The 26,268-nt window shown below is 68.2% G+C and carries 22 protein-coding genes and 1 pseudogene; 9 read left to right on the top strand and 14 right to left on the bottom strand.

Features of this window, described 5'->3' with window-relative positions; translation table 11 throughout:
* Window positions 1–134: 134 nt before the first annotated feature.
* From OG965_RS01635 to OG965_RS01645, 3 genes are read left to right on the top strand one after another with little or no spacing between them, the layout of a single operon-like run.
* Complete coding sequence (locus OG965_RS01635; protein WP_371657184.1) at window positions 135–488, top strand: hypothetical protein; 354 nt, start codon at window positions 135–137, stop codon at window positions 486–488.
* Window positions 485–1,924 (top strand): hypothetical protein, encoded by a 1,440-nt coding sequence (locus tag OG965_RS01640; protein ID WP_371648306.1) that lies wholly within the window; start codon window positions 485–487, stop codon window positions 1,922–1,924. The genes OG965_RS01635 and OG965_RS01640 overlap by 4 nt, the downstream gene beginning before the upstream one ends.
* Window positions 1,925–1,934: 10 nt before the next feature.
* Window positions 1,935–2,183 (top strand): hypothetical protein, encoded by a 249-nt coding sequence (locus tag OG965_RS01645; protein WP_371648308.1) that lies wholly within the window; start codon window positions 1,935–1,937, stop codon window positions 2,181–2,183.
* A gap of 225 nt (window positions 2,184–2,408) precedes the next feature.
* On the opposite strand, the gene OG965_RS01650 is transcribed toward OG965_RS01645, so the two are convergent.
* Window positions 2,409–3,002, bottom strand: a complete 594-nt coding sequence (locus tag OG965_RS01650) for a hypothetical protein (protein ID WP_371648310.1) — start codon at window positions 3,000–3,002, stop codon at window positions 2,409–2,411.
* Window positions 3,003–4,864: 1,862 nt separating this feature from the next.
* Here OG965_RS01650 and OG965_RS01655 point away from each other — a divergent pair.
* Complete coding sequence (locus OG965_RS01655; protein WP_371648312.1) at window positions 4,865–5,515, top strand: hypothetical protein; 651 nt, start codon at window positions 4,865–4,867, stop codon at window positions 5,513–5,515.
* Between the two features lie 124 nt (window positions 5,516–5,639).
* On the opposite strand, the gene OG965_RS01660 is transcribed toward OG965_RS01655, so the two are convergent.
* On the bottom strand, window positions 5,640–9,731 hold the full coding sequence (locus OG965_RS01660; protein ID WP_371648313.1) for a NocE: 4,092 nt from the start codon (window positions 9,729–9,731) through the stop codon (window positions 5,640–5,642).
* Between the two features lie 401 nt (window positions 9,732–10,132).
* On the opposite strand from OG965_RS01660, the gene OG965_RS01665 reads away from it, so the two are divergent.
* From OG965_RS01665 to OG965_RS01675, 3 genes are all read left to right on the top strand, one after another.
* Complete coding sequence (locus OG965_RS01665; protein WP_371648315.1) at window positions 10,133–10,912, top strand: BTAD domain-containing putative transcriptional regulator; 780 nt, start codon at window positions 10,133–10,135, stop codon at window positions 10,910–10,912.
* A gap of 289 nt (window positions 10,913–11,201) precedes the next feature.
* A complete protein-coding gene (locus OG965_RS01670) occupies window positions 11,202–11,456 on the top strand; it encodes a hypothetical protein (RefSeq protein ID WP_371648316.1) in 255 nt (84 codons plus the stop codon).
* A gap of 276 nt (window positions 11,457–11,732) precedes the next feature.
* On the top strand, window positions 11,733–12,761 hold the full coding sequence (locus OG965_RS01675) for a M20/M25/M40 family metallo-hydrolase (protein WP_371648318.1): 1,029 nt from the start codon (window positions 11,733–11,735) through the stop codon (window positions 12,759–12,761).
* A gap of 136 nt (window positions 12,762–12,897) precedes the next feature.
* Here the strand turns inward: OG965_RS01675 and OG965_RS01680 are convergent, their stop codons facing one another.
* Both OG965_RS01680 and OG965_RS01685 read right to left on the bottom strand, forming a co-directional pair.
* Window positions 12,898–13,059, bottom strand: a complete 162-nt coding sequence (locus tag OG965_RS01680) for a hypothetical protein (RefSeq protein ID WP_371648320.1) — start codon at window positions 13,057–13,059, stop codon at window positions 12,898–12,900.
* 346 nt (window positions 13,060–13,405) lie between these two features.
* On the bottom strand, window positions 13,406–13,870 hold the full coding sequence (locus OG965_RS01685) for a DUF2690 domain-containing protein (protein WP_371648322.1): 465 nt from the start codon (window positions 13,868–13,870) through the stop codon (window positions 13,406–13,408).
* A gap of 1,293 nt (window positions 13,871–15,163) precedes the next feature.
* Between OG965_RS01685 and OG965_RS01690 the strand changes: the two genes are divergently transcribed.
* Window positions 15,164–15,664 (top strand): RICIN domain-containing protein, encoded by a 501-nt coding sequence (locus OG965_RS01690; RefSeq protein WP_371648324.1) that lies wholly within the window; start codon window positions 15,164–15,166, stop codon window positions 15,662–15,664.
* A 35-nt stretch (window positions 15,665–15,699) separates the two neighbouring features.
* Here OG965_RS01690 and OG965_RS01695 read toward each other — a convergent pair.
* The 10 genes and pseudogenes from OG965_RS01695 to OG965_RS01740 all read right to left on the bottom strand — a co-directional run bounded on the left by OG965_RS01695 (window position 15,700) and on the right by OG965_RS01740 (window position 24,476).
* A pseudogene (locus OG965_RS01695) lies at window positions 15,700–16,029 on the bottom strand (DoxX family protein).
* Between the two features lie 258 nt (window positions 16,030–16,287).
* Window positions 16,288–16,527 carry a hypothetical protein gene (locus OG965_RS01700; protein WP_371648326.1) on the bottom strand — a complete coding sequence of 80 codons (240 nt, stop codon included), beginning with the start codon at window positions 16,525–16,527 and terminating at the stop codon, window positions 16,288–16,290.
* Between the two features lie 243 nt (window positions 16,528–16,770).
* Window positions 16,771–17,592: an MBL fold metallo-hydrolase gene (locus OG965_RS01705; protein WP_371648328.1), complete on the bottom strand. Its 822-nt coding sequence runs from the start codon at window positions 17,590–17,592 to the stop codon at window positions 16,771–16,773.
* Window positions 17,585–18,457: an NAD-dependent epimerase/dehydratase family protein gene (locus tag OG965_RS01710; protein WP_371648331.1), complete on the bottom strand. Its 873-nt coding sequence runs from the start codon at window positions 18,455–18,457 to the stop codon at window positions 17,585–17,587. The genes OG965_RS01705 and OG965_RS01710 overlap by 8 nt, the downstream gene beginning before the upstream one ends.
* A 68-nt stretch (window positions 18,458–18,525) precedes the next feature.
* Window positions 18,526–19,521 (bottom strand): helix-turn-helix domain-containing protein, encoded by a 996-nt coding sequence (locus tag OG965_RS01715; RefSeq protein ID WP_371648332.1) that lies wholly within the window; start codon window positions 19,519–19,521, stop codon window positions 18,526–18,528.
* Window positions 19,522–19,884: 363 nt separating this feature from the next.
* Window positions 19,885–21,087, bottom strand: a complete 1,203-nt coding sequence (locus OG965_RS01720; protein WP_371648333.1) for a glycosyltransferase — start codon at window positions 21,085–21,087, stop codon at window positions 19,885–19,887.
* A gap of 49 nt (window positions 21,088–21,136) precedes the next feature.
* Window positions 21,137–21,547 (bottom strand): nuclear transport factor 2 family protein, encoded by a 411-nt coding sequence (locus tag OG965_RS01725; RefSeq protein ID WP_371648334.1) that lies wholly within the window; start codon window positions 21,545–21,547, stop codon window positions 21,137–21,139.
* Between the two features lie 164 nt (window positions 21,548–21,711).
* Entirely contained in the window at window positions 21,712–22,605 is an 894-nt protein-coding gene (locus OG965_RS01730) for an SDR family NAD(P)-dependent oxidoreductase (RefSeq protein ID WP_371648335.1), read from the bottom strand.
* A gap of 105 nt (window positions 22,606–22,710) precedes the next feature.
* Entirely contained in the window at window positions 22,711–23,904 is a 1,194-nt protein-coding gene (locus tag OG965_RS01735) for an MFS transporter (RefSeq protein ID WP_371648337.1), read from the bottom strand.
* The gene (locus OG965_RS01740) at window positions 23,901–24,476 is read right to left on the bottom strand and encodes an SgcJ/EcaC family oxidoreductase (protein WP_371648339.1); all 576 of its coding nucleotides are present in this window, start codon (window positions 24,474–24,476) and stop codon (window positions 23,901–23,903) included. The genes OG965_RS01735 and OG965_RS01740 overlap by 4 nt, the downstream gene beginning before the upstream one ends.
* Before the next feature lie 234 nt (window positions 24,477–24,710).
* Between OG965_RS01740 and OG965_RS01745 the strand changes: the two genes are divergently transcribed.
* Window positions 24,711–25,604, top strand: a complete 894-nt coding sequence (locus OG965_RS01745) for a LysR family transcriptional regulator (RefSeq protein ID WP_371648341.1) — start codon at window positions 24,711–24,713, stop codon at window positions 25,602–25,604.
* The last annotated feature ends 664 nt before the right edge of the window (window positions 25,605–26,268 follow it).

A 26,268-nucleotide genomic window follows, 5' to 3' on the forward strand; every position in this document is an offset into this window, starting at 1 on the left:
GTCGCTCCGGCCGCATCCGTGCACAGTTCTTCGTTCCCGCGCACCGCACGGAAGCGGCAGGCCTTATGCTCCCGTTCAGATGGCAGCGGGTCACGGCGAGTGACCGCTCGGGGGCGGCGGGGGGACGGGACCACATGACCGTCGAGGAGTACTGGAGCAGGAGCGACGACGAGCTGTACGCCTTGCTGGGGGCGGAGCTCCTGGGTGAGGGCGTGGGGCTCTCCCCCGCTGACGACGAGGACAAACGCCGGTTCGGGCAGCAGTGGTTCGCCAACAAGCACCGGGAACTGCAGAGCAAGATCTGTCATCACGAACGGGCCCAGGCGCTCATGGGCACCACCGGTTCGGACCGGCTCCTCGACGCCTACGCCCTCCAGGAACTGCTCCAGCAGTCCATCGGCGACCCCACGACGGCCACCCTCATTGCCGTCCTCGTCGCCAGGGTGGGACTCGGCACCTTCTGCCACAACGCGCCCGCGCGCCCATGAAGACCCTGGCGGACCGCAAGCGTGCGCTCCTCCAGGCGGACCGCGAGGCGGCGCTGGCGGAAAAGCGGCGGCAACTACAGGAACTCGGGGCCCACGACCTGCTGCGACAGCTCGACGACTACTCCACCAAGCCGGTCACCGACCTGTCCATCGCCTTCGTGGACATGGTGAGCGAGGAGTTGAGTGCCGCGATGGCCGACCTCGGGGCGAGCGCCGCCCGGCTCGACTCGGTACGCGTCGTCACCACGCTCGACCAAGCCGTGTCGGCCCAGATGACCCCCTTCGACGACGGCTCGGGCCTAGTCATCGTCGCCGACGGGATCTTCGGCATGTGCTCCAGTTACTGCCAGTACCTCGCTCTCTGCGCCGACAAGAGGTCCCACGCCGCGTTACGGCCCACGGCCTTCTGGCGGGTGCTGCGCGACCTGGGCAAGGGGGAGGTCTTCGGATACGAGGACGTGCTCACCGCCCTGCTGCGCTACCACACCGCCCATCAGCGGGCCTTGGCCGTGTCGACGCAGTTGGGGGTGCGGCTCAGCCCGGAGGGCGAGCGGTACGCCTCGCAGCTCAGTCACCTCGCCTATCGCTTCGTCGTCGGCCATGAGATGGCCCACCACGTTCTCGGGCACTCCCAGGGCCCGAACGCGTTCGCGCCGGGCGAGCACCTCCCGGCCTGCTCCGCGGACGACCGCAGGGAACGGGACGCAGACCGGCTCGCCTTCCAGGCCACCAGACGAGCCAGTGATAAGCAAAGCCGCAGCCGGTTGGAAACAATGGTGATGCTGGAACGGGCCACCATGGCCGCGCTGATGGCCATGATGGCCCTGCACGTGGCGGAGCGGACGCTGTTCATCCACCGCGGTTGCACGCATCCCCCGGCCGCGGTCCGGACGGGCTGGCTGCTGGAGCAGCTCAAGCCGGGCAAGCAGCTGTCCACACGCCGTCTCCTGCGCGTACCAATGAAAGCCACGGAGGCCGCCACCGATCTGTCAGAGCACGCCCGGCCCTTCTCCTGGCAGGCGTTGGACCCGGAGCTGGTGTACAGCCCTATGCCCCGCTCGCACCTGGAGGCGATCGGCGAGCTCGACGCGCTGCAGTGCGAGACGGAGGCCTTCCACGTCGCCTGGCTGGAACGGCACGCCACGGCCGACACCGCCTGGCTGGGCGAGGGAGCGCGGCTGGCCGCCGCCGGGGAACCGGCGCCGGCGCTGCGGCGCTGGGGCGTGGACGAAGGGACTTCCCGCGCGCTGTGCAACCCTCAACGGGCGCTCACCTTTTTCACATTGAAGGAGTATATCGCCCGGTCCTTCACCGAGCGGGGCATCGCGGAGCCGTGGGTGGCGCCGCACGCGCTGGTGGCGGGCATGCTGATCGCCAGGCGCGTGCAGCCGCATCGAGCCCACCTCGTGCAGGGCCCCGACGGCCGTCCGGCTTGAAATACGTGAGTTGGGCCTCCGGCAAAGCTGCGGACGCACCGGATCCGGCTTCGACAACGCCGCCGCGGAGAGACTCTGGGCCCTGCTCAAAGAAGAGATCGGCACCCGAATCTGGCCCGACCGGGCCACCGCCCGCGCCGAGGTCTTCGACTTCATCGAGACGTTCTATAACCGCCGCCGACTACGCAAGCATAAGGTCTTCGGATACCTCACCCCAGCCGAGACCCGGCAGCGCCACCCACACGACCTCGCGGCATAAAGATCGAGTGTCCAAGATCACGGGGAAGCTTCACCTGCGAGATGTTGACGCACCAATGTGGCCGCTGGGATTCGACGGGAGCCCGTCATACGGATCTCATCCCTGGAAGCCTGCCTCACTACAAACACGCTTGCACCGAGCGCACCGTCGCGCCGCCTCAAGGCTGAGATCCGGCGCGACGGGGCGGCGGGGATGCTTCAGTTCCCGCTTCGCCGGCAGTCGAACTCAGTCGCAGACCGTTGCCGGGCGAATGGCATCGACGATTGCCCCGCTGGAATTCGGCGTGTCCTTCATGATGGCGTAGACTTTTCCGCACCCTCCCCGCGCACGGTACACAGGGCCCGCGTATTGCGTGAAGTAGCCGGAGTCCTCTGCACATCCGTCGGCAATCCAGTTCGAACACAACTTGAGTTTCATCCATTTGCGCACACTCAGATTGTTGTCCATGATCGCGCAGGTCGGCTCGTCGTTCGGGTTACCGCCTGTCGGTATGCGATAGGTGAACAGGGTCGCCAGTCGCTGCTCATTGGTCGGGAGCCGATAGCCGTTGTCGAGTACGTATCCCTCACCGCACACCACGGCTGCCGCACGCACCTCCCGAGGGTGGGCGGCCGCGAGGGCCCGGGTTTCGGCGTTGGCCCCGGCCGTGACCTCGGCGGCACGCGGCGACGGATCGGCGTGAGCCTGCGGTGCCGCCACGCCCAGTGCGGCAATGCTCGCCAGCGCGATCAGGAATCTGGAAGGCCTGATTCCCCGGATCCCCATAGCGATTGCGGTTTCCGTGGACCGCGTACGGCTTGGCGCGGCAGCAGGTGACATGAATCCTCCAGGTGGGTGTCACGGGCTGGTCCGGGTGCCGTCTCACCGTGTGATGCGTCTGGTTGTCCGTCAACACAAACACGCGTATCCGCAGGTGGGGCGCGGACAAACACATTGTCCGCGGACAAGGGTCGAAGGGGGACGGCACCGCGAGGGACGACCATGGACGGGCGTTCGAGGAGCATTGCGACGCCCCCGGCCGCCGGGGGTGGGCGGGGTGACACCTCCGGCTGCCGCTTCCCGAGGATGCGCCCACCCGTCCGGTCCGGCGGCGAGCGTGAGTTGGATCTCGGCATCTCAACTGCCCAAGATTGTCCGACAATCGCTGGACCAGCTATCCGATTCCTGTTCTTCTGAGGTTGGAATTGACGGCAGGGCGAAGCGGTGTGCGCCCATGAACACCAAAGGGGTTCAAAATGGGCAGGGCGGGACGTCTGCAAGGAGAGCCCAGAGGCGAGACAGCCCAGGCAAACAAACTTGCTGTCTTTCTTCGGGACATGACCAAAGGGCGTACAGTCCGCGAACTGGCCAAGTGTTACGGGAGCGGCAAGAGCACCTGGAGCGACTATCGTTCAGGCCTTAAGATCATTCCGCTCAACTTGCTGGAACGCGTGGTCTTGAGTCAATACCGGGACGAGCGCAGCCGAGTGGAACTCATCCGCCGGGCAAGGGATTTGCACGCCGCCGCCTGTGACGCGGAGGCGGGGAGGATTCCCACAACAAGCGGAAAGACGCCGCAGCCTGAGGCTTGGGACGCGATCAGGGAGGCGCAGCGTCGAGCGCAGGCGGAATTGGCGGAGTCGGAAGCGGTCGTGCGTAGCCTGCTTGCCTTGACCGCGAGGCTGCAACACGAGTTGGGACAGACACTGCCGCCGACTCACAGCCACGCGACCGGGAGCACGGCTACGCCCGCAGGTCGGATACCACCGGCGCCGCTCGATCAGCATGACGAGCCATGGAACACCTCAAGGCAACCCCTGGACGGCGACGCCGAGCAGACGCAGGAGTCTGCTTCTTCAGACGACATGAGCCACCAAAGGCGCCGTGTGCTCCTGCCTCGGGACATCGAGGAGGGGCGGCGGGAAGGTTTGGTGAGCGCCGTCATACAGCTACGGCGAAGATACCTACCTGCCACACGCGGTCTTGCCGCGTTCGGGGATGCGCACTCCCCCGGCGACGCGCCTCAGGCTGCGGTCTGGCTGCCTGCCGAGGTCCACCGGTGTGAGGCGCATCCGCTCCAGCCCTACCGGCAGCAGAGCCGAGCACTGAGTCGTTCTGGTGAGGCAGTGGTGCGCGGACAGGTGGTCCGACGGCGCGACTCGATGAGAGGCGCGGGGAGACTTCCGGTTCTTCCGACTCGCCATGGTGGCACCCCTGTCCGGCGCGCAACAAAGTGGGCGCGTCACGGGTTCCTGCTCGCCTTCACCGTACTGATCATATTGGTGTCCGCCGCACGCATGGAGGGGGTTCGACAGCCCTTCGCCTCACCTCACCCCCCTCCGCCCCCGCGCCCTGTCCAGGGATCCGGCCCGCAGGAAACACCCGCCAGCTCCTCGCCTCAACCACCCGCTTCACCGGTCGCCACCGGCCCGCGGGCCGCTCCGTTGCCCGGCGCCTCCCGGCCCGCACCCGCTGCGTCGAGCCCGTCCGGATCGGATCGCACAGCACCGCCGCCTTCCACCACGGTCGCGGACCGCAGGTCGCCGGGGCAGCAGCCGTCGACCGTCGTCCCCGCGCCGGCCGACGGCGGTGTCTATGCCATCTCCGAGAAGGACAGCGCCGTCTTGGAGTGGAGCGGGAGAGGAACCGCATGGACGAAGATCGGCGCGCCGGCCACGAAACTCTACGCCGGAGCGCCCGGGTTGTTCGCCATCGACTCGGGCACACGTGAGTTACTGAAGTACGGTCAATCGCCCGGAAGCTGGGCGAGCATCAGCGAGCCCGCCGCCGAGTTCGCCATCAGCGGGCCCGACGTATTCCGCCTGGCTCAGGACCGCAGCGCGATCCATCGGTGGGACGGAGCTCGGGGAAGCTGGACACGTGTCGGCGGACCGGCGGGACGAATCTACGGCGGTGGAGCGGGCCTGTTCGCCACCGACCCGGTGGACGGCAGGATCTTCGCCTACCGTGGCAAGGCGGAGGTTTGGACGTACGCCGGCGGTGCCGGCGCCGACTTCGCCGTGACGGACCACCACTTGTACGGCCTCAACCCCGAGCGCACCGCCGTGTTCCGCTGGAACGGTGAGGGTGGCGACTGGAGCCCTGTCGGCGGTCCGGCGGCCGCCCTCCACGCAAGCCCCTCCGACGTGTACGCCGACAGCGCGGCGGACGGTGGGCTGTGGCGCTACCGATCCGGTGGCTGGACCCGGGTCGGTGAGACGGGGGCGGCTTTCGGTACCCGTGGCGAGCGGCTGTACCGGCTGGACAAGAACCGGTCCGCGGTGTGGGAATGGGCCGGCGCCGACTGGCATCGGATCAGCGGGCCCGTCGGCTCACTCGTGGTCACGGGGTGAGGGGTCGCAGAATGCGTTGATGCCGCCCGACGCGGGCTTCGTCCTATGTCGGCCTGCTTCGAGGGCCTCCCGCCGCGTACCCGGCGTGGCCGTGAACACGGCGGGAGGCCCCGGCCGACCTTCGCTACATCACCCAGCCGTTGACGGCCCATTCCATGGCGTCCGCGTAGAGCCGGGCACCGCTGATCTTGGGATGGAAGGACTGGGCCGACAGGCCGTAGTCACGCAGGAGCGGCCAGTCCTTGACCGGATCGTCGCTCTTGGTCAGGGTCTTCACGATGCCGTGGATGTTTTCCGGGCTGCCGCAGACACCTTTGCCCTTGAAATTGGGGGTGGGGTCCGCGAACCGCGCGTCGATTCCGTCGTCCCTGGCCATCTTCGCCGCGGTCGCCATCTCGGCGGCCAAGTGCTTGGCCAAGAGGTCGAGCCAGTCGTTGGACGCCTTCGACATACCGATGGTCAGGGGCCCCACCCGCAGACAGCTCGCGTCGTCGGAGATCAGATTGGGGTATCCCATGAGCAGGACCTTGGCGTTGGGCGCCTTGGCGTGGATGCGCTGCAGGACGTTCACGATGTCCTCCCGCACCACCTCGCTGATCAACGCGGGCACAGCCTTCACCATCGGGAGACCCTGAAGGTGCTTGTCACGTTCCGTATTCGTCCTGCCGTCCCCGTCGGTGTCCCGGTCGATCTTCTCGTCTCTGCTGTCGAACTTCCCGCTCTCGCAGCTTCCGTTTCCGATGGCGATCAGGCATTCCTGGATGACGTCGGAGAACCGTGAGTCGTTGCCGCCGATGGAGATCGGCACGAAGGTGGTGTTCTGGTCGAGATACCCCTGATCCAGTTGCGGCAGTTCACCGTTCTCCGGATATCTCAGGATGTTGTAGGTGCGTGCGCCGGAGCAGGCGATCAAGTGGTAGTCCATGACGGGGTCCTGGGTGTCCGCGAGCTCACCGACCGAGGTATAGGTGCCGGTCAGCTGTGCCTGGCGCGACCACGCCTTGTCGGAGCGGTGGCAGGCATTGCGCGTGAAACTGTTGTTCTTGTCCCGATAGTTCGACTCCGGATAGTAGTTGTCGTCTCCGTTCGAGGCGCCCTCTCCGGAGGAGAAGGAATCACCCATGGCCACGATCTGGTGTTTCGGCTTGCCGGGCAACGGCTGGAACGCAACGGAGTCCCACGCAACGTCCTCGTCACCACCACCGTCAAGGGAGTGGGTCGACAGGGAGACCGACGGCGTGCCGGTGAAGCGGAACACTCCCAGACTCATCCAGCGGTTCTCGCGTGCGCGCTGCGGCACCACCCGCACCGGCGAGGTGGAGTCCGTGCCACCGACGACATAGGTGGCCTGTCGGGTATGTGCCCCATGGTCAGGGAGGTGTACCAGGACTCTGGACCAGCCGATGTTCGGCTCGCCGAGTGTCCAAGTGCCGGTGATGAGCAGCCGGGTGCCGTCGTTGGTGCCCGGCTGGACGTTCTCCTTGTTCCGCGTATGGGAGAACCAGAAATGATTGTCGTTGCCCGCACCTATCTGATGCAGATCCATCTTTCCCGGATAGGTGTTGTTCCAGTTGGCGAATTGGAACCCGAACGTACCGGCCGAGGCGGTTGCCCCGCATGATCTGTTCGCACTGCCCGCCGGCGTCGAGCCGTTGGGGGTGTTCTCGACCACTTTGGTCCCGGCGGGAAGGCCGCTCAGACCGCACACCGGAGGATAGGAGGTGCCGTCCGGCTGCTCGGGGTAGGTGTCGTTGAACCGGTGGATCGCGTTGCCGCACTGCGCACGGGCCTTGCAGTCTTTCCACTGCACGGAGGTATTCCACCAGCAATGCAGCCAGTGCGGGTTGACGTTCTCCGGCTGATCGAGGGTGCAGGCTCCCTGACCCGGTTCGTTGGAGTCACCGTCCTTGATGCGGCCGGCGTCGCAGTTGTTGTCCTGCATCGTGCAGAAGAGGTCGATCGGAGGTTTCGCCGACGTACGGTCCTTGTTGGAGGACCACCACGCGGGCCGGTACCCCGGCTGGGTGTCTCCCGGGCTGAACAAAGCGGCCAGCGGACGAGCGGCCCAGCCCATCACTTTCTCCTGGTACGGCCAGTCCTGGGGATGCGCCGCGTGCGAGTAGTCGTCGGACCCGTCCGACTTCTCCAGGAACGGCGTACGGTTGTACTTCCAGAGGGGGTTGGCGGGATTGTTCGTGAATCCGACTCCCCAGTGCGCGTCGCCACCCGCCGGGTCGCTTCCCTTTTCCTTGAAACCGGAGTTGTAGGCCCACAGGGCGAAGAACCAGTTCTCCAGGTACTTCGGATGCCCGTCATTGACGGTCAGCCCCGCCCGCGCCGTCTGGTTCCACTTCTCGACGAGGATGTTCGCACCGGCGGCGATGTTCGCCGTGTAGTCCAGTGCTATAGCGTCCTGTTGCGTCGTGGTCAGCTCAATCCCACGATCGGCAAGCCGCATTCCGTCGGTGGCCTGGGTGATGCCGTACCCGCAGTCCGACTTGGCCCAGTCGATCGCCCATGGATCCATCTGCTGACCGTCGGAGTAGTAGTTGACCCCATAGAAGTTGCCGATCAGCGAGTTCGCCGTCACCCCGGGCACGGCGAACCGAGTGGCCTGCCACATGTTGGATTCCTGCGCGGTGATTCCGAGCAGCACCTGGGCGGGGATGTGCCAGTCGTCGACGCGGTCCGGCACCCCGTTGGTGTCCCCATACATCAGATGCAGCGGAAACAGGGACTGCGGCTGGTAGGCCGACATGCCCATGCCCTTCCAACCGTCCGACCGCGAGACCTGCTTGTTGAGCGTGCCGGCCACCGCCTGGTCAACGGCCCATTCGACCTGGCGGGGAGTCGGCTGGAAAGCCTGTTTGCGGATGTCGTTGCGCGGCACAGCGCACGTCCGCTCCGCTTCCACCGGGTCGCTCGGGGAGCCGGCCGCCGAGGTCTTCGCGGTCCGCGTGCTCCTTCCCGGCCCGAGCAGGGCCGGGGAGGTCGCCGTTCCCCGGGAGCGTTCCTCTGCCCTGCCGAGCGGGTGCCCGCCCGGCAGAGTCTCAAGCTGGGTCTTTTTCCCGGTTCCGAGCAGGTGCAACTCGGTCCGGATGACGCGGCCCTCCCCCTCGGCCTCGGCCCTTAGCGGGGACTTCTCCCCCGCGGCCCATGCCGTGCTCACCGCGGTCGCACCCCGGGTGGAGATACGGTCGTCCTTGGAGAGGTCACCGCGGTTTTTCACACTGCTCGGCAGAGTCCCCTCGGTCTTGGCCTGGCCGGTGACGTACACCGTCCCGTCGGCCGAGGACGCCAGGTCCCAGTCGGTGAGTGGGCCGCGTGCCAGGGTGGTGGGTTTGGCGTTGCCCTTCATGATCTGCTCGGCGCTGACCCGGCGGGCCTGGCTGTCGCCCTCGTCGGCCTTCGGCGTGGCCGGTCCGGGAGCCCTGTCGATGAACGTGACGCCCCCGTCCTTGTCGGCCCGCAGCTGGAACGGCACGCCCTGTGTCCGGGCGATCGTCGTCTGCTCCCCCGTCCCGCCGATTCTGACCAGCCGCCCGCCGGAGGCCGCCACGATGCCGTGCGCCGTCGGTACGGCGGAGGTCACCTGACCGTTGAGTGGCAGGGGTGCACCAACCTCGCGGCGCGCGAGGTCGACCGATATCAGCCGGGTGCCGACCTCCTTGTCCCCGTCCTGGGAGAGTTGGCTGAAGACGGCCTCCTCGCCCGTCCCGCATCCGGGAGAGAAATACGCCAGCGTCGCCTGGCGCGCAAGCTTGGTGACCTCCCCCGACTCCAGGTCCACGACGGCGGTGAACGCCCCGCGCACCATCAGTTCCGGCTTGTTGGTGAAAGTCCGGGGCGCATAGGCGACCGCCGCGCGCTTGCCCGACTGACTGACGCAGGCGTTGCCGATCCAGCTGTCTGCTTCGAATCCTGGCTCCGACAGTGTCGCGGCGGTCTTCCACTCGTATCCATGGGAGGCGTCGGCCACCATGACGTGGAAGCCCTCGGCATCCCCGGACGTGGTCCATGCCACGTCCTTGGAGGAGGCATACCCCTTGCCCTGCATGGCCTCGCGCTGTGTGGCGGGGATGGCCCCGGCGGGCTCGCGCGCGGCCTTTGATGTCTGGCCGGTTGCCTCGGCCGACCATCCCTGCGTGCTGCCGTCCGGGATCTTCGGGTCTTCGGAGGCGCCGGCCTGTCCGCACAGCGTCACCAGCAACGTCATCGCCGCCCCGACCACTACGGGCACCCGCGCCCGTCGCTGTCTCGTTCGTCTTCTCAAAACGTGCTTCCTGCCCTCCGTTCGAAGAGAGCCGGGGCACAGCCGGGCTGAGCTCCGACCCCACGGCCCGCAGCCGGGGCCATCACGCATCAGTGGACACGGGCGCTCTCTCCGAACTCTCTCCAACGCCACTCACCGAGACATCCCGCGAACACACGACGTTGCCCCCCGCCGCATCCCGTCCGTGGACAACGCCCATTGTCCACTCGCCACCTGCCATTTCTCCGAGCTGTGTTGACGGACAATCTCCCAGTTCCAGACGCTGAGGTCCCCAGTGATAACCGCACGATCGGCCTACGCGGTTCCCGTCCACGAAGTCCGCTCCCACATGTACTGGAGGAACCTTGAACGCCATCGGCATCGTGAAGGTCCGGCTCCTGGGCCCGGTGGCCCTGGTGCACGACCGCACCCCGGTCCTGGTGCGCGGGCAGCGTCAGGTCAGATTCATCGCGGCTCTGGCGCTCAGACCAGGACAGGTCGTTTCCAAAGAGACGCTCATGGCGGAGTCGTGGGACGGCGCACCACCGCGTACGGCATCGGGTCAGCTGCAGACATCCGCCTGGCGGATCCGGCAGGCGCTCCAGCAGGCAGGAGCCCCGCCAAGGGCACTGGCCTCGCACGGCTTTGGATACCGGCTGTTGACCGCACCAAGCGATGTGGACGTCTTCCAGGCGCGAGAGGCCGTCCGCAACGCCCGGAAATTGTTCGGGCGCCGGGAGTACGAGAGCGCGGCCCGGGAACTGGATGTCGCACTGGAGTGGTGGCGTGGCCCGGCGCTTGCGGGCATCTCCTCCGGCCGCCTCCGACACCGTGCGGAGGCTCTCGACGCGGAACGCGTGGCCGCTGTGGAACTGCGCGCACTCATCGACGTAGAACTCGGCGGGTTCGACAGCGCGGTCGAACGGCTCACCGAACTCATCGAGCAGGAACCACTGCGTGAGGACCTGTATGTGGGCCTCATCCGCGCCTACTACTCCATGGGCCGACAGGCAGACGCCCTGCACACCTTCCACCGCGCCGGCCGTCTACTGCGCGAGCAGATCGGCGTGGCCCCGGGCGAGAGGCTCCGCCGCGCGATGCAAGCCGTACTGCGTCAGGACGCCCGAGCGCTCAAGGAAGCCTGACCGACAACCTCGGCACGCCCTGTGCCCGCGCTGGCACTCGCCAGTGCTCATGAGCCTGCGGCCTGGGCTGTTGTTGGATCAACGGCGAGGTGCTCGCGCCGGATGCCGGATTCCCTCCTGACGGTGGGCCGGGGCGGCGGATTGGTCTGGACGGGCAGGGTGGCGGATTTGGCAAGGCATTCGTCGTCCAGCGAAAGCCCGACTCCCGCAGTGACGGTGACCCACCCGTACGGAGAACGCCTCCCTGCCACCGTCGTCGGCCCCAGCACGCTCCACGGAGGCCGGGCAGGTGAAGGCGGGACAGATCGAGGGGGACGGAGTCTGCCTCGTCGGGCGGGACATCCGGCCCGGCACCTATCGCAGTGAGGGCCCCCAGGGCTACCCGGTCGCCTCCTGCAACAGGGCTCGGCTGAGCGGGACCAGTGGTGAGGCCAAGGACCTGATCAGCGCCAACGCCTCCATGGGCGCCGAGACCGTCACCATCGCGGCCACCGACAAGGTATTCCGCACCAGCGGCTGCCAGACGTGGAAGCTGTCCGACTGAACCACGCACACCTCTGGCTGCGGTAAGCCCACTTCGACCGCCGTCGGCCCGTCCACGCACAGAGCCCGGCCGTCGGGGCCGCCCGTGTGGACGGCCTGCGCCGACTCGTTTTGGGAGTGGCGGCAACCCCGCCGTGCGTCGCACGTCGTAAAGGGGTGAGGGGCGTTCCCCCGTCCTGGACGGCACCTTTTGTGTCGCCTCAGCAGCCCTCGGAGGTTCCCGTTGCTGCATTCCTCTTACCCGCGACGTCGTGGCCGCAGGGCTTGGACGGCCCTGGTGGTGGCGGCCTTGGCCCTGGTCGCCGCGCTCCTCCCGGCGGATGCGGAACCGGCCGCTGCCCGTACGACAGCCAGCCTCGCGGAGTACGCGCAGGGGTCCGGCGCGCCGACCGTGTCGCAGGCGGAGGTGATGCCGCACCTGCGCGCACTGCAGCGGATCACCGACCGCAACGGCGGCAACCGCGCGCACGGCACTCGGGGTTACGCGCAGTCGGTGGCGTACGTGCGGCACGCGCTGGAGCGGGTGGGCTTCCGCACCCAGCTGCGCCACTTCTCGCACGCCGACGCGGACGGCTACAACCTGATCGCTGACTGGCCGGGCGGCGACCCGCAACACGTCCTGCTCACCGGCGCCCACCTCGACAGCGTTCCGGCCGGTCCAGGGATCAACGACAACGGTTCCGGCTCGGCGGCGGTCCTGGCCGCCGCACTCAAGGTGGCTGAGTCCCGTCTCAAGCCCGCACGGCACCTGCGTTTCGCCTGGTGGGGAGCGGAGGAGGCGGGGCTGATCGGCTCCGCACACTACGTTCAGAGCCTGTCACCGTCCGACCACAAGGCCATCGACCTGTATCTCAACCTGGACCAGGCGGGCAGCAAGAACACCCGACAGTGGTTCGTGGTCAACGACGCGCAGCACGGCGAGAGCGCCGGATTCCAGGCGTTCCAGGCGTGGTTCGCGGCGCTGGGCCTCGCCACCTTCGACGTCGGAGTGGGCGGTTCGGACCACGAGCCGTTCGGAATCGCCGGCATCCCCTCTTCCGGCCTCAGTACCGGCATCTCGGACTGCATCCACAACGCGTGCGACACCCTCGCCAACGTCGACCCGCCGACACCCCCTCCGCAGTACATCGCGGACTGGATGATGCGGCAGAAGTCGTGGGACGGCACCGTAGAGGCGTTGAGGCTGGGGTATCTGGCTGTCAGGGTCGACAGGGGGGCGGGACCGAAACTGTTCGACAGGGTCGGAATCTGCAGCTCCACCTGCAGGGCGCGGGTCAGGGCGTACATCGTGTTCCAGCCCACTTGACCATCTTCGTCGATGGTCATCCTGATGCGGTCGCCGTACATGGTGTTCACGAACCGCTGGGCACGCACCACCATTTCGTCACTCATGGCAGGTCCTCACTCCAGCGCGAGCGAGGGCCACCAGGAACGTGGGCCTGTCACCGGCACCGCACCTTGCTGCCGTGGTCGCTGAGCAAGTCGTGACGGATCCACCCCTCGACACCCGTGCTCACGTTCCGCACGTACGTCCAGTTGTAGTCGTCGTCAGCCAGGGGGTTGGCGAAGCAGTGGTAGTCGAGGGCCTGGCCGGGATAGGCCACACCGTTGATGGAGCACCCTGTGCTGGCACCCGATCGCATGTTGACTGCCTCGTGTGCGGTGGCGTACCACCCGCCGCCATCGATGTCCTCTGGCACCCATCCGCAACCGGCCAACGCGGAGGCGGATGTAGCGGATGCGGAGCCAGCGAGGGCTTGTGGGGCAGCGAGTGCGCACAGTGCTGTACTGGACAGGAACAGCGCGACGATGCGTCTGCGCATGGATAACCTCCGATGGATGGGGTGAGGAACGCCTGAAGGCACGGGGCGACATGCGGGGCAGGGCAACGCGGCCTACGCCGGTGCCCCACCCACTGAGCTTGTCGACGAGGGCTCCGTCGGCTGCCTATCAATCGTGGTAGACCAGAGCCCCGCAATCTAGGGTGCTAGCCGGGAAGTTGAAGTACGTACCGCAGACTCGGTAGTAGGAGCCGTAGTTGGTGCCCACCATGTTGGACCAGTCCAGCTGCCCCTTACTCACGGCGACGAAGCGCTCTTCCTGGACGTCGACACCGCCGCCGCCGTCGAGGAGAACGCGCTGGATCACCGCACTGGCACCTGCGGCGCCGGCACCGGAGGCGCGTATCCATGCGGCGTGGCACGTGTTCGACCACCGCAGCTCGTAGTATCCGCCCTTCAGTACGAAGTCACGCAGGTTGAAGGCGTTGGCGTCGCAACCGGTCCCCTTCGGCCCCTTGTTGGAGCACGTACTGCCGTAGCAGGACGCCGCGTAGGCCGCGGGTGAGGCGGCGACGGAACACCCGATGAGGGCTGCGGCCGCGATGGTGAGAGAAACGACCCTGCGTTTGAGCACATTCACTCCTATCGATGGAAGGTGCCGGTCGCGTCGGCGCCCTGTCTGGTCGACCACCGGGAAACCCTGGCGGCCCCCTGCGGGGCAGGCGGGCGCCCCGTCGGCACTATCGAGGCTTCCGCTTCATGCCAGGCGACTGGCGGTCACCTCACGCTGGATCGTCGCTGATTGTCCGTCAACCAAACTCGCCGAAAGCCCAGTTCAGGCGCGGACAATCCCGTTGTCCGCGGACAAAGGGGATTGCCGGAGACGGTGGCCACCCAGGGGCAATTGACCACTACGAGCGAGCGGACAGAACCCCCAATGCGTCGCCAGTTCGATCCCGCCCGCTCCCACACACCTGCGCGACCCTTGTCCAACCGATAAATACGGTCGCCCTGGCTCCGAACCCCGCTCCGGCATCTCCGATGCGCGACCAGCCGCCCGCCCGGTAGCGCCACGGGCCGACGTCCGTCTCATTGGCGGCGTACAGGTCCAAGGGACCCGGTACAGAGCACCAGTCGGCCCGCCGACCGCGCTCCGCTCACCCGGCTTGCCGCTCCAGCGGAACACCCCGCTGCGCACCGCAACCAGCTGGTGGATCGCCGGGGACCTGGCCGGAGTCGTCCCGCTGTACTGAGCTCCGCTGCAGGACGGCATCTGGTGGGCGACCGTGGCCACTCCCCTCGCGGCACTGGCCGGCGCCGAGCCCGACCTGGCGTGGCTCTTCGCCGAGATCACCGTGACCGGAGTGGACCTGCGGCGCGGAAGCTGCCACTTCACGCGACTACATCAAGCACTTGCTGGGCAGGGTGACCGTCTCCACGATCCACCAGCGCCTGCGTGACCAACACAAGCTGAAGGTGTCGATCTCCTCGTTCCGCCGGTGGGTCCACGCCACGCTACCGGACGAAGTGCGAGATCGCAGGTCACCGTCCTGCGGGGCGAGATCGAGCCGGGCTCGGAAGCCGGAGCTGTAAGACGTTCGGGTCTTCCAACATCTTCGTAACCGTTGATCGCGTGAACTTGCCTGTGGTGCCGGGGTGTTGACGGTGGCACGCTGACAGTACTGGGCTTGCCCCGGCCGAACCGCTGGTTCCACCCCCGCCGCAAGGCAGCACGAGCCCAACCGTTGATCTTGTAGCTTGCAAATAATCTTGCAGGTGTCAGGTGCACGGCATAGCCTCCGATGGTCAACCTTCGCACGCTTGAGCGATTTGCGCGGGCGCCGGGCCAGGTCTGCTCCCAGCCGCACTGCACACCATGAGCCCTCATAACCGCCATTTCGCGATAGGCAATTAAGAAAGCGACCAGATGCGCAAGCTCTCCGCTGTTCTCACTCTGTTGCTCACGCTGCTGGGCATCTCCGCCATCTCCACCAGCCCGGCCAGCGCCAGCGTCAGCAGCTGGGGCATCTTCGACAACACGAACGGCTGGTATCACGCCTGCGCCACCCCGCAAGGCAACGGGACCGGCAACGGTACCGTGATCACCACATGGGACTGCACGGGCAGCGACCTGCAGCAGTGGGGATGGGACCGCAACCACCTTGTCCACAAGGTGAGTGGCAAGTGCCTGACCCCCTCGGGGAACGGCAGCGATGTCAACGGCGCTGTCCTGACCCTGTGGACCTGTGACTACTCCTACGGCTCTCCGCAGGAGTTCGTGTCCAGCCAGTACAACACCTATACCGTCTTCGGTGGCAAATGCATCACCAACAAGGGCGGTTCTCTGACCAACGGCACCTGGCTCACGCTGTGGTCGTGTGCAGCAGACAACCCGCAGGAGCAGCAGTGGTCGGGGTACTGGATCTAGCAGTTCCCCCCGCCGGAGATCTGGCACCGTGAGGCTCACGGCCTACGCCAATGAGCAGTCCTTCGCCCTGGGGCCTCAATTGCGGTCCCAGGGCGAGGATCATGCGGCCAGGGCCCGGCGTTGAGCATGACCTGCCGGTCTTCGCCAGTCGATCCACGGTGATCGCAGCGATCTGCAGGAGCACGAACCCGATGGCCGCGGCCAGGGCCAGCCAGGGCGCCCTGCCGGTCGCCCGTGGCAGTAGCAGCCCCGCGGCACCCGGAACTTCGAGCGTTCCCAGCGCCCTGACGGCAGACCAGCGGTATGCGGTCCACCCAAGCCATCATCGGGCCGAGCAGATCGCGGCTGCGGACCACCTTGGCCATGCCCGCGTAGAGGTAGAAGGAGGCGAGCAGTCCGGCAACCGAGAGGTGGCAGCGCCTTGGCCGTGCCGGTCCGGCGGCGGGCAGCCGGGAGATGTCCGCTCGCTGTCTTCAGATGAAGTCGGTAGCGGGCTCGGTAGCGTAGCGGCTCATCGTGTGGAGGGCAGCCTGGCGGGCAGCGGCCTGCCGCCGGTGCTCATGCTCTGGAGGTCTCGGAAGCACGGCACGTACAGGTCGGGGGTGCCTGGTTCCAGGGCCAACTCAACGTGTTCTACCGGCGCTGATCGACGCCGCCACCGCCCGGCGTGGGAGCAGATCCTTGATCCGCTCCCACGCCGTGTCGGTCAGCCCGCAGTACCCTTCCATGGCCGGACAACCGGGTTGATCGAATTCGGTCCGGCCGGCCGACGCTGAAGCGCCCGCGCCGACGATCGCGGTCCCGTCCGAGAACACGACACCCGTCGGAGCTGCGAGAGACGCCGATGCGGTGTCCAGGAACACGTACCTCCTACGCACCGCACCATCAGACGACGACGGCCGGCCCACCATCAGGTCTCCGTTCCCCGCTCTCGCCGAAACCGCCGGTCGCAGGCAGATGTCCTCCGAGCACCTCGCCGACCGCACAACCGGTCAGGCAGTGTCACGGTCCACGCAGCCCGTGCGCCAAGTGGCCCCGTCGGCTCTCGACATGACTGTGATCGCAGGTGGCGAGGTGCTCATGACGTCAGACGTGTGCGGAGGGGGTCATGAACCGCTCTCCGTCGGCAGTCCCTGTTCGAAACGCAGGTAGCGGTCTACCGACCTTGCCAGGACCTCGTTGCCGTCGGCAGTGACGACGCGGTCCCACCAGGCGCCGTAGATCCGGTCGAAGCGGTACCCGGCGAGCAGTTTGCCGGCGGCGCGGACGGCGTCGGGGCGCTCAGGGATGTGGTTGGCGTAGCTGTACATGATGCTGACCCAGCGGGGGTCGGGGCCGACGTTGACGATGTCGCCGGTGAACAGGGCACCCTGGCCTGCCTTCCAGTGCATGACGGTGCTGCCCGGGAAGTGGACGCCCGGGTTGATCAACGTCAGTTCGTCGGTCAGCCGGTGGGTCTGCCCGCTCCAGTAGCGCAGGGCTGGGTCAGGGCGGCCGACCCAGCGGCGGTCAGCCTCGTGCAGGTAGACGGGGGCGTCGAAGGCGTGCGCCCAGTCGACCATGGCCGAGTAGAAGTGGGGGTGGCTGATGGCGATCGCGGTAATGCCGCCGAGCTCCCGTACCTCTCGGATCACTGCGTCGTCGAGGTAGGGCACACAGTCCCACAGCACGTTGCCGGCGGCCGTGCGCAGCAGCAGGGCACGCTGGCCGATGGCGAACTCGGGGGTGCAGCCGATCCCGAGGACGTCCGGACCCTGCTCCTCGAAGCGGCCCTGGTGACCTTCGGCGCGCAACTCGGCGAGGCTGGTCCACTGCTGGCCGTCGCGTCCCACGTACTGGCGCTCGTCCAGGCAGACCGGGCAGTCGGGGCGCGGGATGGCGTACTGCGTGCGGCAGATGGGCAGCGTCGAACCGGTGAGGTCAGCCACGGTAGCCTCCGGCCAGCTCGGTCAGGACGGACGGGCGGCTGGGGCGCCAGCCGAGTTCGGTGACGGCACGCTGCCCGGACACCACCTGGTTCAGGCCCAGGGCCTCGGCGAAGGGGCCGCCCACGGCCTCGGCAGCCTCCTCCAGCGGCCAGGGTTCGGCCCGGCCGGTGCCGCCCGCGGCGACGTCGGCCGCCGCAGCCAGCGCCGCGACCGGTACCGCCTCGTGTGCCACGCCGTGCAGCACGCTGCCCGAACTGGCCTTGGTCACCGCCAGCACGAACAGGTCGGCGAGGTCGTCCACGTGGACCATCGGCCAGCGGGTCGCGGCCGATCCGACGTAACGGCCAGTGCCGTGCTCGCGCGCCCAGCCGGTCATCAGCCCGGGAATGCCGCCGCCCCGGCCGTACACGATGCCGGGCCGCACAACGACGGCTCGTACGTCCTCCCCGCCCGTGGCCAGGACCCGCTGCTCGATCCGCGGACGGTAGCCGACGATGGCGATCGCATTCGTGGGCGCGTCCTCGTCGACTGCCGCGTCGCCGGTGGCGCCGAGCACCCACACGCCGCTGGTGTAGACGAAGGCGCGTCCGGAGCCGCGCAGCCGCTCGGTGAGCGCGTCCACGGCCGCCGTGTCCACTGCCTCGTCGCCGGTCGGCGTAGCGAGGTTCACCACGGCGTCGATGTCATCGGTGACAGCCGCCCGCAGCGAGGCCGGGTCGGTCAGGTCGCCCACCACCATCGTTGCCTCGGTCGGCGGCCGGCTCGCGTCCTTCATGAAGTGGACCACCTGGTGGCCCTCCGCCGCGAGCCGTCGCACCACGGCCGACCCTATGTAGCCGGTGGAACCCAGCACCAGTACCTTCACGCCCACTCCCCTTTTGCTCCTCGACAAGCTGAAGCGGGTGTTTCCCGCCTCACCAACGACAATCGAATCTAGGCGCGCACGGTCGGCCTTGGTCGCCGCAGCGTGCAGGATCTCTCGACTCCACGTGCAGAGCCGGGACCCAGCGCGTGGCCGCGGTACTCCCCCGGAGTGAGACCGTAGGCCTGGCGGAAGGCGCGGCCGAAGACGGTGGCGTTGGAGAAGCCCCAGCGGGCGGCTATCACCTGAACGGACAGCCCGGACAGCTCGCGCCGCGCGAGATCGGCGCGGCAGCGCTCGAGGCGGCGGGTCCTGATGAGGGCAGCGACGCCCTCGGGCTCGTCCCCGAACAGCGCGTAGAGGCCGCGCAGCGAGATGTTGTGGTGGTCGGCGACCGCTCGGGGGGTGAGCTCGGGGTCACCCAGGTTGCGTTCGATGAAGACCTTGGCCCGCTCCAGAAGAGCACGGGCACGGATCTCGGGTGCAGTGCACTCCAGAGTGCCGAGCTGCTCGGCCAGGTAGGCCGTGGCCATCTCCAGGGCCACCCGCCCGAGAGCCGGGAGCTCCTCGCTCCGGCAATCCGGGCCGTTGTCGCGAAGGCTCGTCAGGAAATCGGCCAACACCGCCCCGAGGCCGGTGCGGGGAAGCCGACGGGCAACGAGGTGGTCGGCGCGGCTGGCTCGCAGGGGCAGCTCCGATCTCGGGATCTGAAGGACGATCACGCGGATCGGTCCGCCCTCGCGGTCGGTGTCGCACTCCAACGGGGCCGAGGTGTTGGTCACGATGAAGCCGTCGACGACCAGGCTGGAGTCCCGGCCGAACTGGCAGGCCTTCAGCGCATTGTCCTGAACCAGCGCGAGTTGGTACTGCTCGGGGTCGCCCCGCCTGATGTGCGCCTGAGTACGGCGCGACCATACGGGCGAGAACTCGAGCGTCGACACCGTGAGCGCGCCCAGCTCGACTGCCCCGATGTCGGCGTGGAAGTCACGCGCCCGATCGGTTTTGATCTCCACGGGCAACAGGTCCGTGGACACCGTCTCGGTGAACCAGTCGAACCTCTCGGCCACCGGTACCTCACGGCCGGACGCCCATGTCCACGTCCGATTTCTTGCACTCACAGACATTGATGACTCCCCCGATGTGCTCTTCGTGAACGTTGATATGACGGATCTGAAGGTCCGCGGCGTGTCAGAGATCCGTCCCTGCTTCGTCCTTGATGTGGGCAAGGCCAGGTGCCGGCCCTGCCGGGTGCAGCGAGTTGCACCACGAGGCGCTGCAGAACGCGCGCGGTGCAGATCCCGTTGTCCCGGCCCGGGTGGCAGCCGGTCGTGCCCCCGACGTACTCGCCATTCAGGAGCCGCTGGCGCATCGGACGCGGCCACGACGCCCGGCGGCGGCGTACCTTCCCGGGCGGACGGCCACCGTGCGCCTCATCCCGCCACGAGTGGCCTTCCTCGGCCGACCGTGTCGCGTAGCAGCTTCCCGGCCACCGTCGTCCCGTCCGTGCGGATCGTGACCGCCACGGCGTCCGCTCGTGCCCGGGTCCCGGGGTTCAGGGCCGTCCTGAGCGCGACCCACAGGGACTCGTACGTCAGCCCCGGTCCGTCGTGCGCTGCGCCGATGCCCAGGTCAACCACCCGGCTCGCCCAGTACGGCTGGTCCGCCATCTGCGGTACCACCAACTGCGGCACGCCGGCCAGGGCGGCCGCCGTCGTGGTGCCCGCGTCCCCGTGGTGCACGACGGCGGCTACCCGGGTGAAAAGTGCCTGCAAGTTGGCCTCACCGACAGCGAAACAGTCGCCCTGGCCGTCAGTCACCGCCGGGTCGGGCCAGCCGCGGCCGATGACGACGCGCCGGCCCTGAGCACGGATCACCTCCACAGCGGCCCGAGCGGTGCCCTGGACGTCACGCACGGGCATGCTCCCCAAGCCCACGTACACCGGTGGTGTGCCGGCCTTCAAAAACGCGTCCAGGTCGGCCGGGAGGGGGCGGTCGTCCGGCCGTATCCACACACCAGTCTGCACAACGTCGAGATCCGCCGGCCGCAGCCACGGACTCAGGGTCGCATCCGACACCAGCCAGGGGCGGCCGGTGAGGACGTGGTCGCGGATGTCGTCCACCGGCGGCAGGCCGATCGCCGCCCGGTGGGTGTTGACCCCCTCGCCGAACAACGCGTTCAGGTGCTCGCCGTTCAATGCCCACAGCACCCGGTTGTCCGTCACCTCCGGCGGGTGCGGGCACCCCGGCCACGCCAACGGCGGGTGGTGCGGTGACGGCAGGTACGTCGGGGAGTGGGCGACGAACACATACGGGACGCCCAGTTTCTCGGCAACCGCCCGCGCGGCGGCCGCCGCCGGGATCAGACCGGCCGTCACCACGACGTCGCATCCGTCGGCCGCCGCGGCGAGCAGGTCGTACGTCGCGGCGACCATCCGGGCCACGCACACCGACAGGTTTTTCGTCGGCCGGTCCTCCGTCGTTCCCGTCACCGCGGCGTTCGCCATCGCGTGCGGCGACTGGCCGAGCGGCGCCAAGGGGATGTCAATCCCCTCCAGCAGCTCCACGAAGTCCGGCGGGGCACATACCTGCATCTCCTCACCGCATGCTCGCAGAACCGCCTCGAGCGCGAGCATCGGCTCTACATCTCCGCGCGAACCGTACGCCACCAACAACACGCGCACGTCAGGACGTCCTTTGCTTTCCGTGGATTTCGGCCCCGGCCGACGGGAGGTCGCTGGTGGTCTTGCCGTAACCGAGGGACTCGACGATCAACCCGTCCCGTACGAGCACGAGCGTCACGCCCCGGATCGAGTCGGCCGGTCCATCGCCGAAGCGGTACCGCCAGCGCACCGTCGCCCGTTCACCGGTGACAACGACGGCCTCTGGGTCGAACCGGCCCGTACGGTCCTCGGCGAGTGCCCGGCAGAACTCCAGGCACGCGGCGCGGCCTTCGTAGCGGGTCCCGTCGGGGGCCGGCTCTTTCGCCTCCATCACGCAGTCATCGGCAATCAGGCCGGCGAGCGAGGAGGTGTCATGGTCGATGAAGGCGCGGTTGAAGCGGTGGACGACCTCGGCCGTGGTACGGAACGACATGTCGCGACCCCCTCGGGAATGAAATGATCGGTCCGCCCTGCCCCGTCCGGACCCCGCCAGATGGCCGGTCTTCCCCGAGGGTGCACGTGCCGTCCTGGTGACGGCGCCTGGCACCCCCGGTGGCCCGTAGGACCTGGTCCGGCCCGAGCCTCGGGGCCGCCGGTTCATCGCGTTTCCCGCTGCGAGCCGGTCTCCCCATCCGCGACTGCGGGCGCGGGAATCGCGTGTTCGGCGGCACGGCTGGCGTGCTCCCACGCCGCCCAGGTGTCCATGCGCGTGTGGGCGATGTCGAACGCGAGGTCATAGACCATGCTCCCCAACAGAAGACGCAGCGGCGGATCATCGCTGCCGACCAGCTTGAGCAGCGCCGCCGCAGCGAGCTGCGGATCGCTGTCGACCGCCCCCTCGGCGAACTGCTTGGCCAGTTCCTCCCGCAGCGGCGCGTACGGCTCCATGGGGCTGGTGCTGCGCATGGCGGTGTAGAGGTCCGTCCAGTAGCCGCCCGGCTGGACGATGCTGACCTTCACCCCGAAGCCGGCAGCCTCCGCGGCGAGGGCTTCGCTGAGGCCTTCCAGGGCGAACTTGCCGGCGCTGTAGAGGCCGGTGCTGGGGAAGCCCCCCAGAGCGGCGATGCTGGAGACCTGCACGAGGTGGCCGGAGCCCTGCTTACGCAGGACGGGCATGACGGCCTGGGCGACCCAGAGCGCGCCGAAGAAGTTGAGGTCCAGTTGGGCCCGGGCCTCGGCCTCGGTGAACTCCTCGACCATGCCCATCGACAGCATTCCGGCGTTGTTGACGACGATGTCGAGCCGGCCGAAGTGGCCGACTGCCTCGGTCACGGCGGCGAACACCGCATCGCGGTCGGTCACGTCCACCCCGAGGGGCAGGACCTGCCCTGGGTAGGCGGCCGCAAGCTCCTCCAGCGGGGCCGCGGTGCGGGCCGCGCCTGCGACGCGGTCGCCGCTCCTCAGCGCCGCTTCGGCGAAGGCGTGGCCGAGGCCCCGGCTCGCGCCGGTGATGAACCAGACGCGGCTCGTGGTGTCGGCTGGGGTGTGCATGTGCGCGGCTCCTGTCTGGGAAGTGAGCTGCCCGGGCTTGGTCCGCCGGGTCTGGTGTGCCGGTGTTGCGGGCGGGTGCGTGCGGGGGCGTGCCCGCTCCGCCGGTCAGCTCCTGCGCGCGCTCCGCACGGCCAGGGAGGTGAGGAGGGTGAAGACGGCCCCGGTCGTCAGGACACCGTTGAGGGTGAGGCGGGTGGCGACGATGGCTCCGAAGAGAGCGCCGAGTGCGATGGCGAGGTTGTAGACGGAGGTGTTCAGGGCGGTGGCTGCCTCGGTCGAGTCGGGTGCCGCCTTGAGAATCCACGTCTGGACGGCCACCGGCACGCCGCCGAAGGCCAGACCCCATCCCATCAGCAGCAGGGCCCCACTGACCGGAGTGCGGCCGGCGAAGGGGAAGACTGCGAGGATCGCGGTCAGCAGGACGCTGACGGCGAGGATGGTCATGCGAACGTTCCGCTCCGAGGCCGCCGCGGCGAGAAAGTTGCCGAGGATGCCGGCGACTCCGAAGCCGAGTAGGAGCGGGCCGATCGCGCCTTCGCCGATCCCGGCAGTGGTGCGGAGGATCGGGCTGACGAAGGTGAAGGCGGCGAAATGACCGCCGACCAGGAGGAAGGTGGAGAGGACGCCGGCGCGCACCACGGGGTTGCGGAACTGCCGCGGCAGCGTGCGCAGTTGGACGACCTGTTGGGCGGGCATGGGAGGCAGCAGGAAGAGCAGGGCCACCAGGACGACGAGCCCCAGTGCGCCCGCGGCCACGAAGGCCGTGCGCCAGTCCGCCAGCCCGCCGATCAGCGTCCCGGCCGGTACGCCGAGGACATTGGCTGCCGTCGCGCCACCGAAGACGAGCGAGACGGCCCGGGGCACGGACCGTTCCGGCACCAGCCGCACGGCGAGGCCCGCGGCAAGTGCCCAGAAGCCGCCGATGCTGATTCCGACGAGGAAGCGCGAGCCCAGCAGGACGACGAAGTCGGGCGCTACGGCCGACAGTCCGTTGGCCAACACCATCAGGGTGACCAGGCCGATCAGGGCGGCCCGCCGGTCGAGCCGGCCGATCACCACCGGGAACAGTGGCGCCGTGACGGAGGCGACCAGGCCGGGTACCGTCACCATCAGCCCGGCGGTCCCCTCGGAGACGTGGAGGGCCTCTCCGATGAAGGGGAGCAGCCCGACAGGCAGTGATTCGACCGTAACCAAGGCGAACGTCCCGACCGCCATGGCGACGACGGCGAGCCATCTGGTGAGCGGTACCCCCTCGTCGTCGCGCGTGGCGGGTCTCTCGGCGGTGTCTGCGACGGTCATGAGTGTGCTCCGGTCGGTAGGGTTTGGTCCGCCTCGAAGGCGTCGTGATCGATGGAGGCGGTGCTCTGGGCGACGGCGATCCGCCATCGGCCGTCGTCCTTGGTCAGGACGTACACCGGGGTGCCGGGTGCCACGTCGGGGTGGGCGGCCACCACGAATGCCCATCGGCGCTGTGCCGCGCTGGGTCTGTCGCACCGCCTGCTGCGCAGCCCCGGGCCGTCGTGACCGCGGAGCACCTCATCAAGGCGCCGCCCGTCACGGGTGATCGGCCGCTGACGGATCTTGACCGCCGCGAGATCGGGCCGGACGAACACGATAGACTCGGCTTCACAAGTGACGGTCAGCGGCCGGTGGACCGTGCCGGGCAGCGACCTACGGGCGAAGGCACTGATCGCCGCCAACCCGGTCAGCGGGTCGCCGTGCGGAACGGTCCACACGGCCTCCTGGCCGAACAGCTCCGTGAACGCATCCGGCAGTCCGTTCTGCTGGGCGTATTCGACTTGCGCGACGAGCCTGACAACGGCGCTCACGTCCTCCTCGGGAACGGCGACGCCGGCGACTTGCGGCTTCATGATGGCTTTCCTCCCTGAGTGTGTGGGCGTGCGGGGGCGTCCCGGTACAGCCGGGACTTGTCTCCCGTCCGGGCACGCTCCAGCGGCCGCCAGCGGCCCGCTGGCAGTGCGGTGTCACCGGCACCAGGCAGCGGCTCCGGGCCGCTGTCGATCCTTCAGCTTCCTGCCGCGCCCATCAACATCGAAGATCAGTAAGATCCGATAACTCAGGCTTATGACGGGGGTCGGCTACACGTGGAAGTACGTGACATCGAGATATTCCTGACGCTGGCGGAGGAACTGCACTTCGGCCGTGCGGCCGCACGGCTGCACCTCACGCAGGCACGTATCAGTCAGGCGATCGGCCGTCAGGAACGCAAACTCGGGGGCTTGTTGTTCGACCGCTCCAACCGCCGCCAGATCCGCCTGACGCCGCTCGGCAGCCAGCTGCGTGCCGACCTGTTGCCGGTCTACGCCAACCTGCGCGACAGCCTCGAACGCGCCCGGATGACCGCCCGCGGCAAGTCCGCCCGCCTGCGCGTCGGCATGATGCCCTTCAACGTGCTCGATCTGCACCACTTCTGGAAGACGTTCCAGGCCCGCCACCCCCAGTGTGAGCTGCAGATCCGCAGGGCGCCCTACGTCGACCCCTTCGCGAAACTCCGCGAGGGCGACGTAGACGTACTCATCACCTGGCTGCCGGTGGACGAACCCGATCTCACCGTCGGCCCGGTCCTCTTCCACGACCGTCGCGTCCTGGCCGTCTCCGCGGTCCACGAACTCGCTGACAGAACCGTCGTGCCGGTCGAGGCACTGGCCGACTTCGCCCACGCCATGCCCCCCGGGATGCCCGACTACTGGGAGGACGGCTACCTGCCGTTCTACTCACCCCGGGGCAAGACGCTAGAGCGTCTCGAGCAGGTCACCAATGCCGACGAACTGATCCACCTGGTGATCACAGGCGAGATCGTCCACCCCTTCCCCTCACACGTCACCCTCTACTGGTCCATGTTGTCCCACATGCGCTTCGTTCCCGTCCCCGACATGGGGACCATCCCCTACGCCCTGGTGTGGCGCAAGGACGCCGAAAACGAACTCATCCGGGCCCTCGCCCAGACCGTCCGCGACATCGGCGCCGTGCGGTTCTGACGACGCCCGCGGACGACCGTCTGTACTCGGCTTCGGCGTCCCCCACTGCGAGGTCCACCGACACACGGCGTCCCCACCGGGCTCCACGGCTGGGGTCGGCACCATGGTCACAGAAGTCGGGGGAACGACCTGTGGGGCGGTGCGGCCCGCGTCGTCAGCCCGGTGAGCACCGCCAACACCTTGGCCGCGGCAGGGTGCTGAGGAGCGGCAGTTCGAGACAAAGCGCAACTCGGAGGAAAGGGTCGACATGGAGACCTGCGGGCGGGAGCGGGCGATGGCCACGTCGCCGCCGTGCGCACCGAAGAGCCAGAGCTGAGGCGTCTGATGGGTCGTCAGATCGGCGACTCGGTCCGTCACAAAGTCACCAGTTCGGACATGCCGACCGTACCGTCGCCATCCCGGTCGGCCTCGCCCGTGCGCAGTCCTTCCACCAGCACCCCGGTGAACAAGAACGGCCGGAAGCACACGCGCTGCCTCCGCGCTGGGCACTGGCCCGCCACCCTCCAATGCGTACTGAATCGAGCTGGAAGCCGTGAAAACAGCTCGCCCTCGCCGCGTACCCATGTGATCGAGCTCCTGGAAACTCTCCTCGCCGTGGGCGTCCGTACCGGAGCGAATGAGGAGCCCACCCGCGAAGGCGCCCGCGTAGCAGCAGTCGAGAAGG

It is taken from the genome of Streptomyces sp. NBC_00224 (assembly GCF_041435195.1).
In the GTDB taxonomy this organism is placed as follows: Bacteria; Actinomycetota; Actinomycetes; order Streptomycetales; family Streptomycetaceae; genus Streptomyces.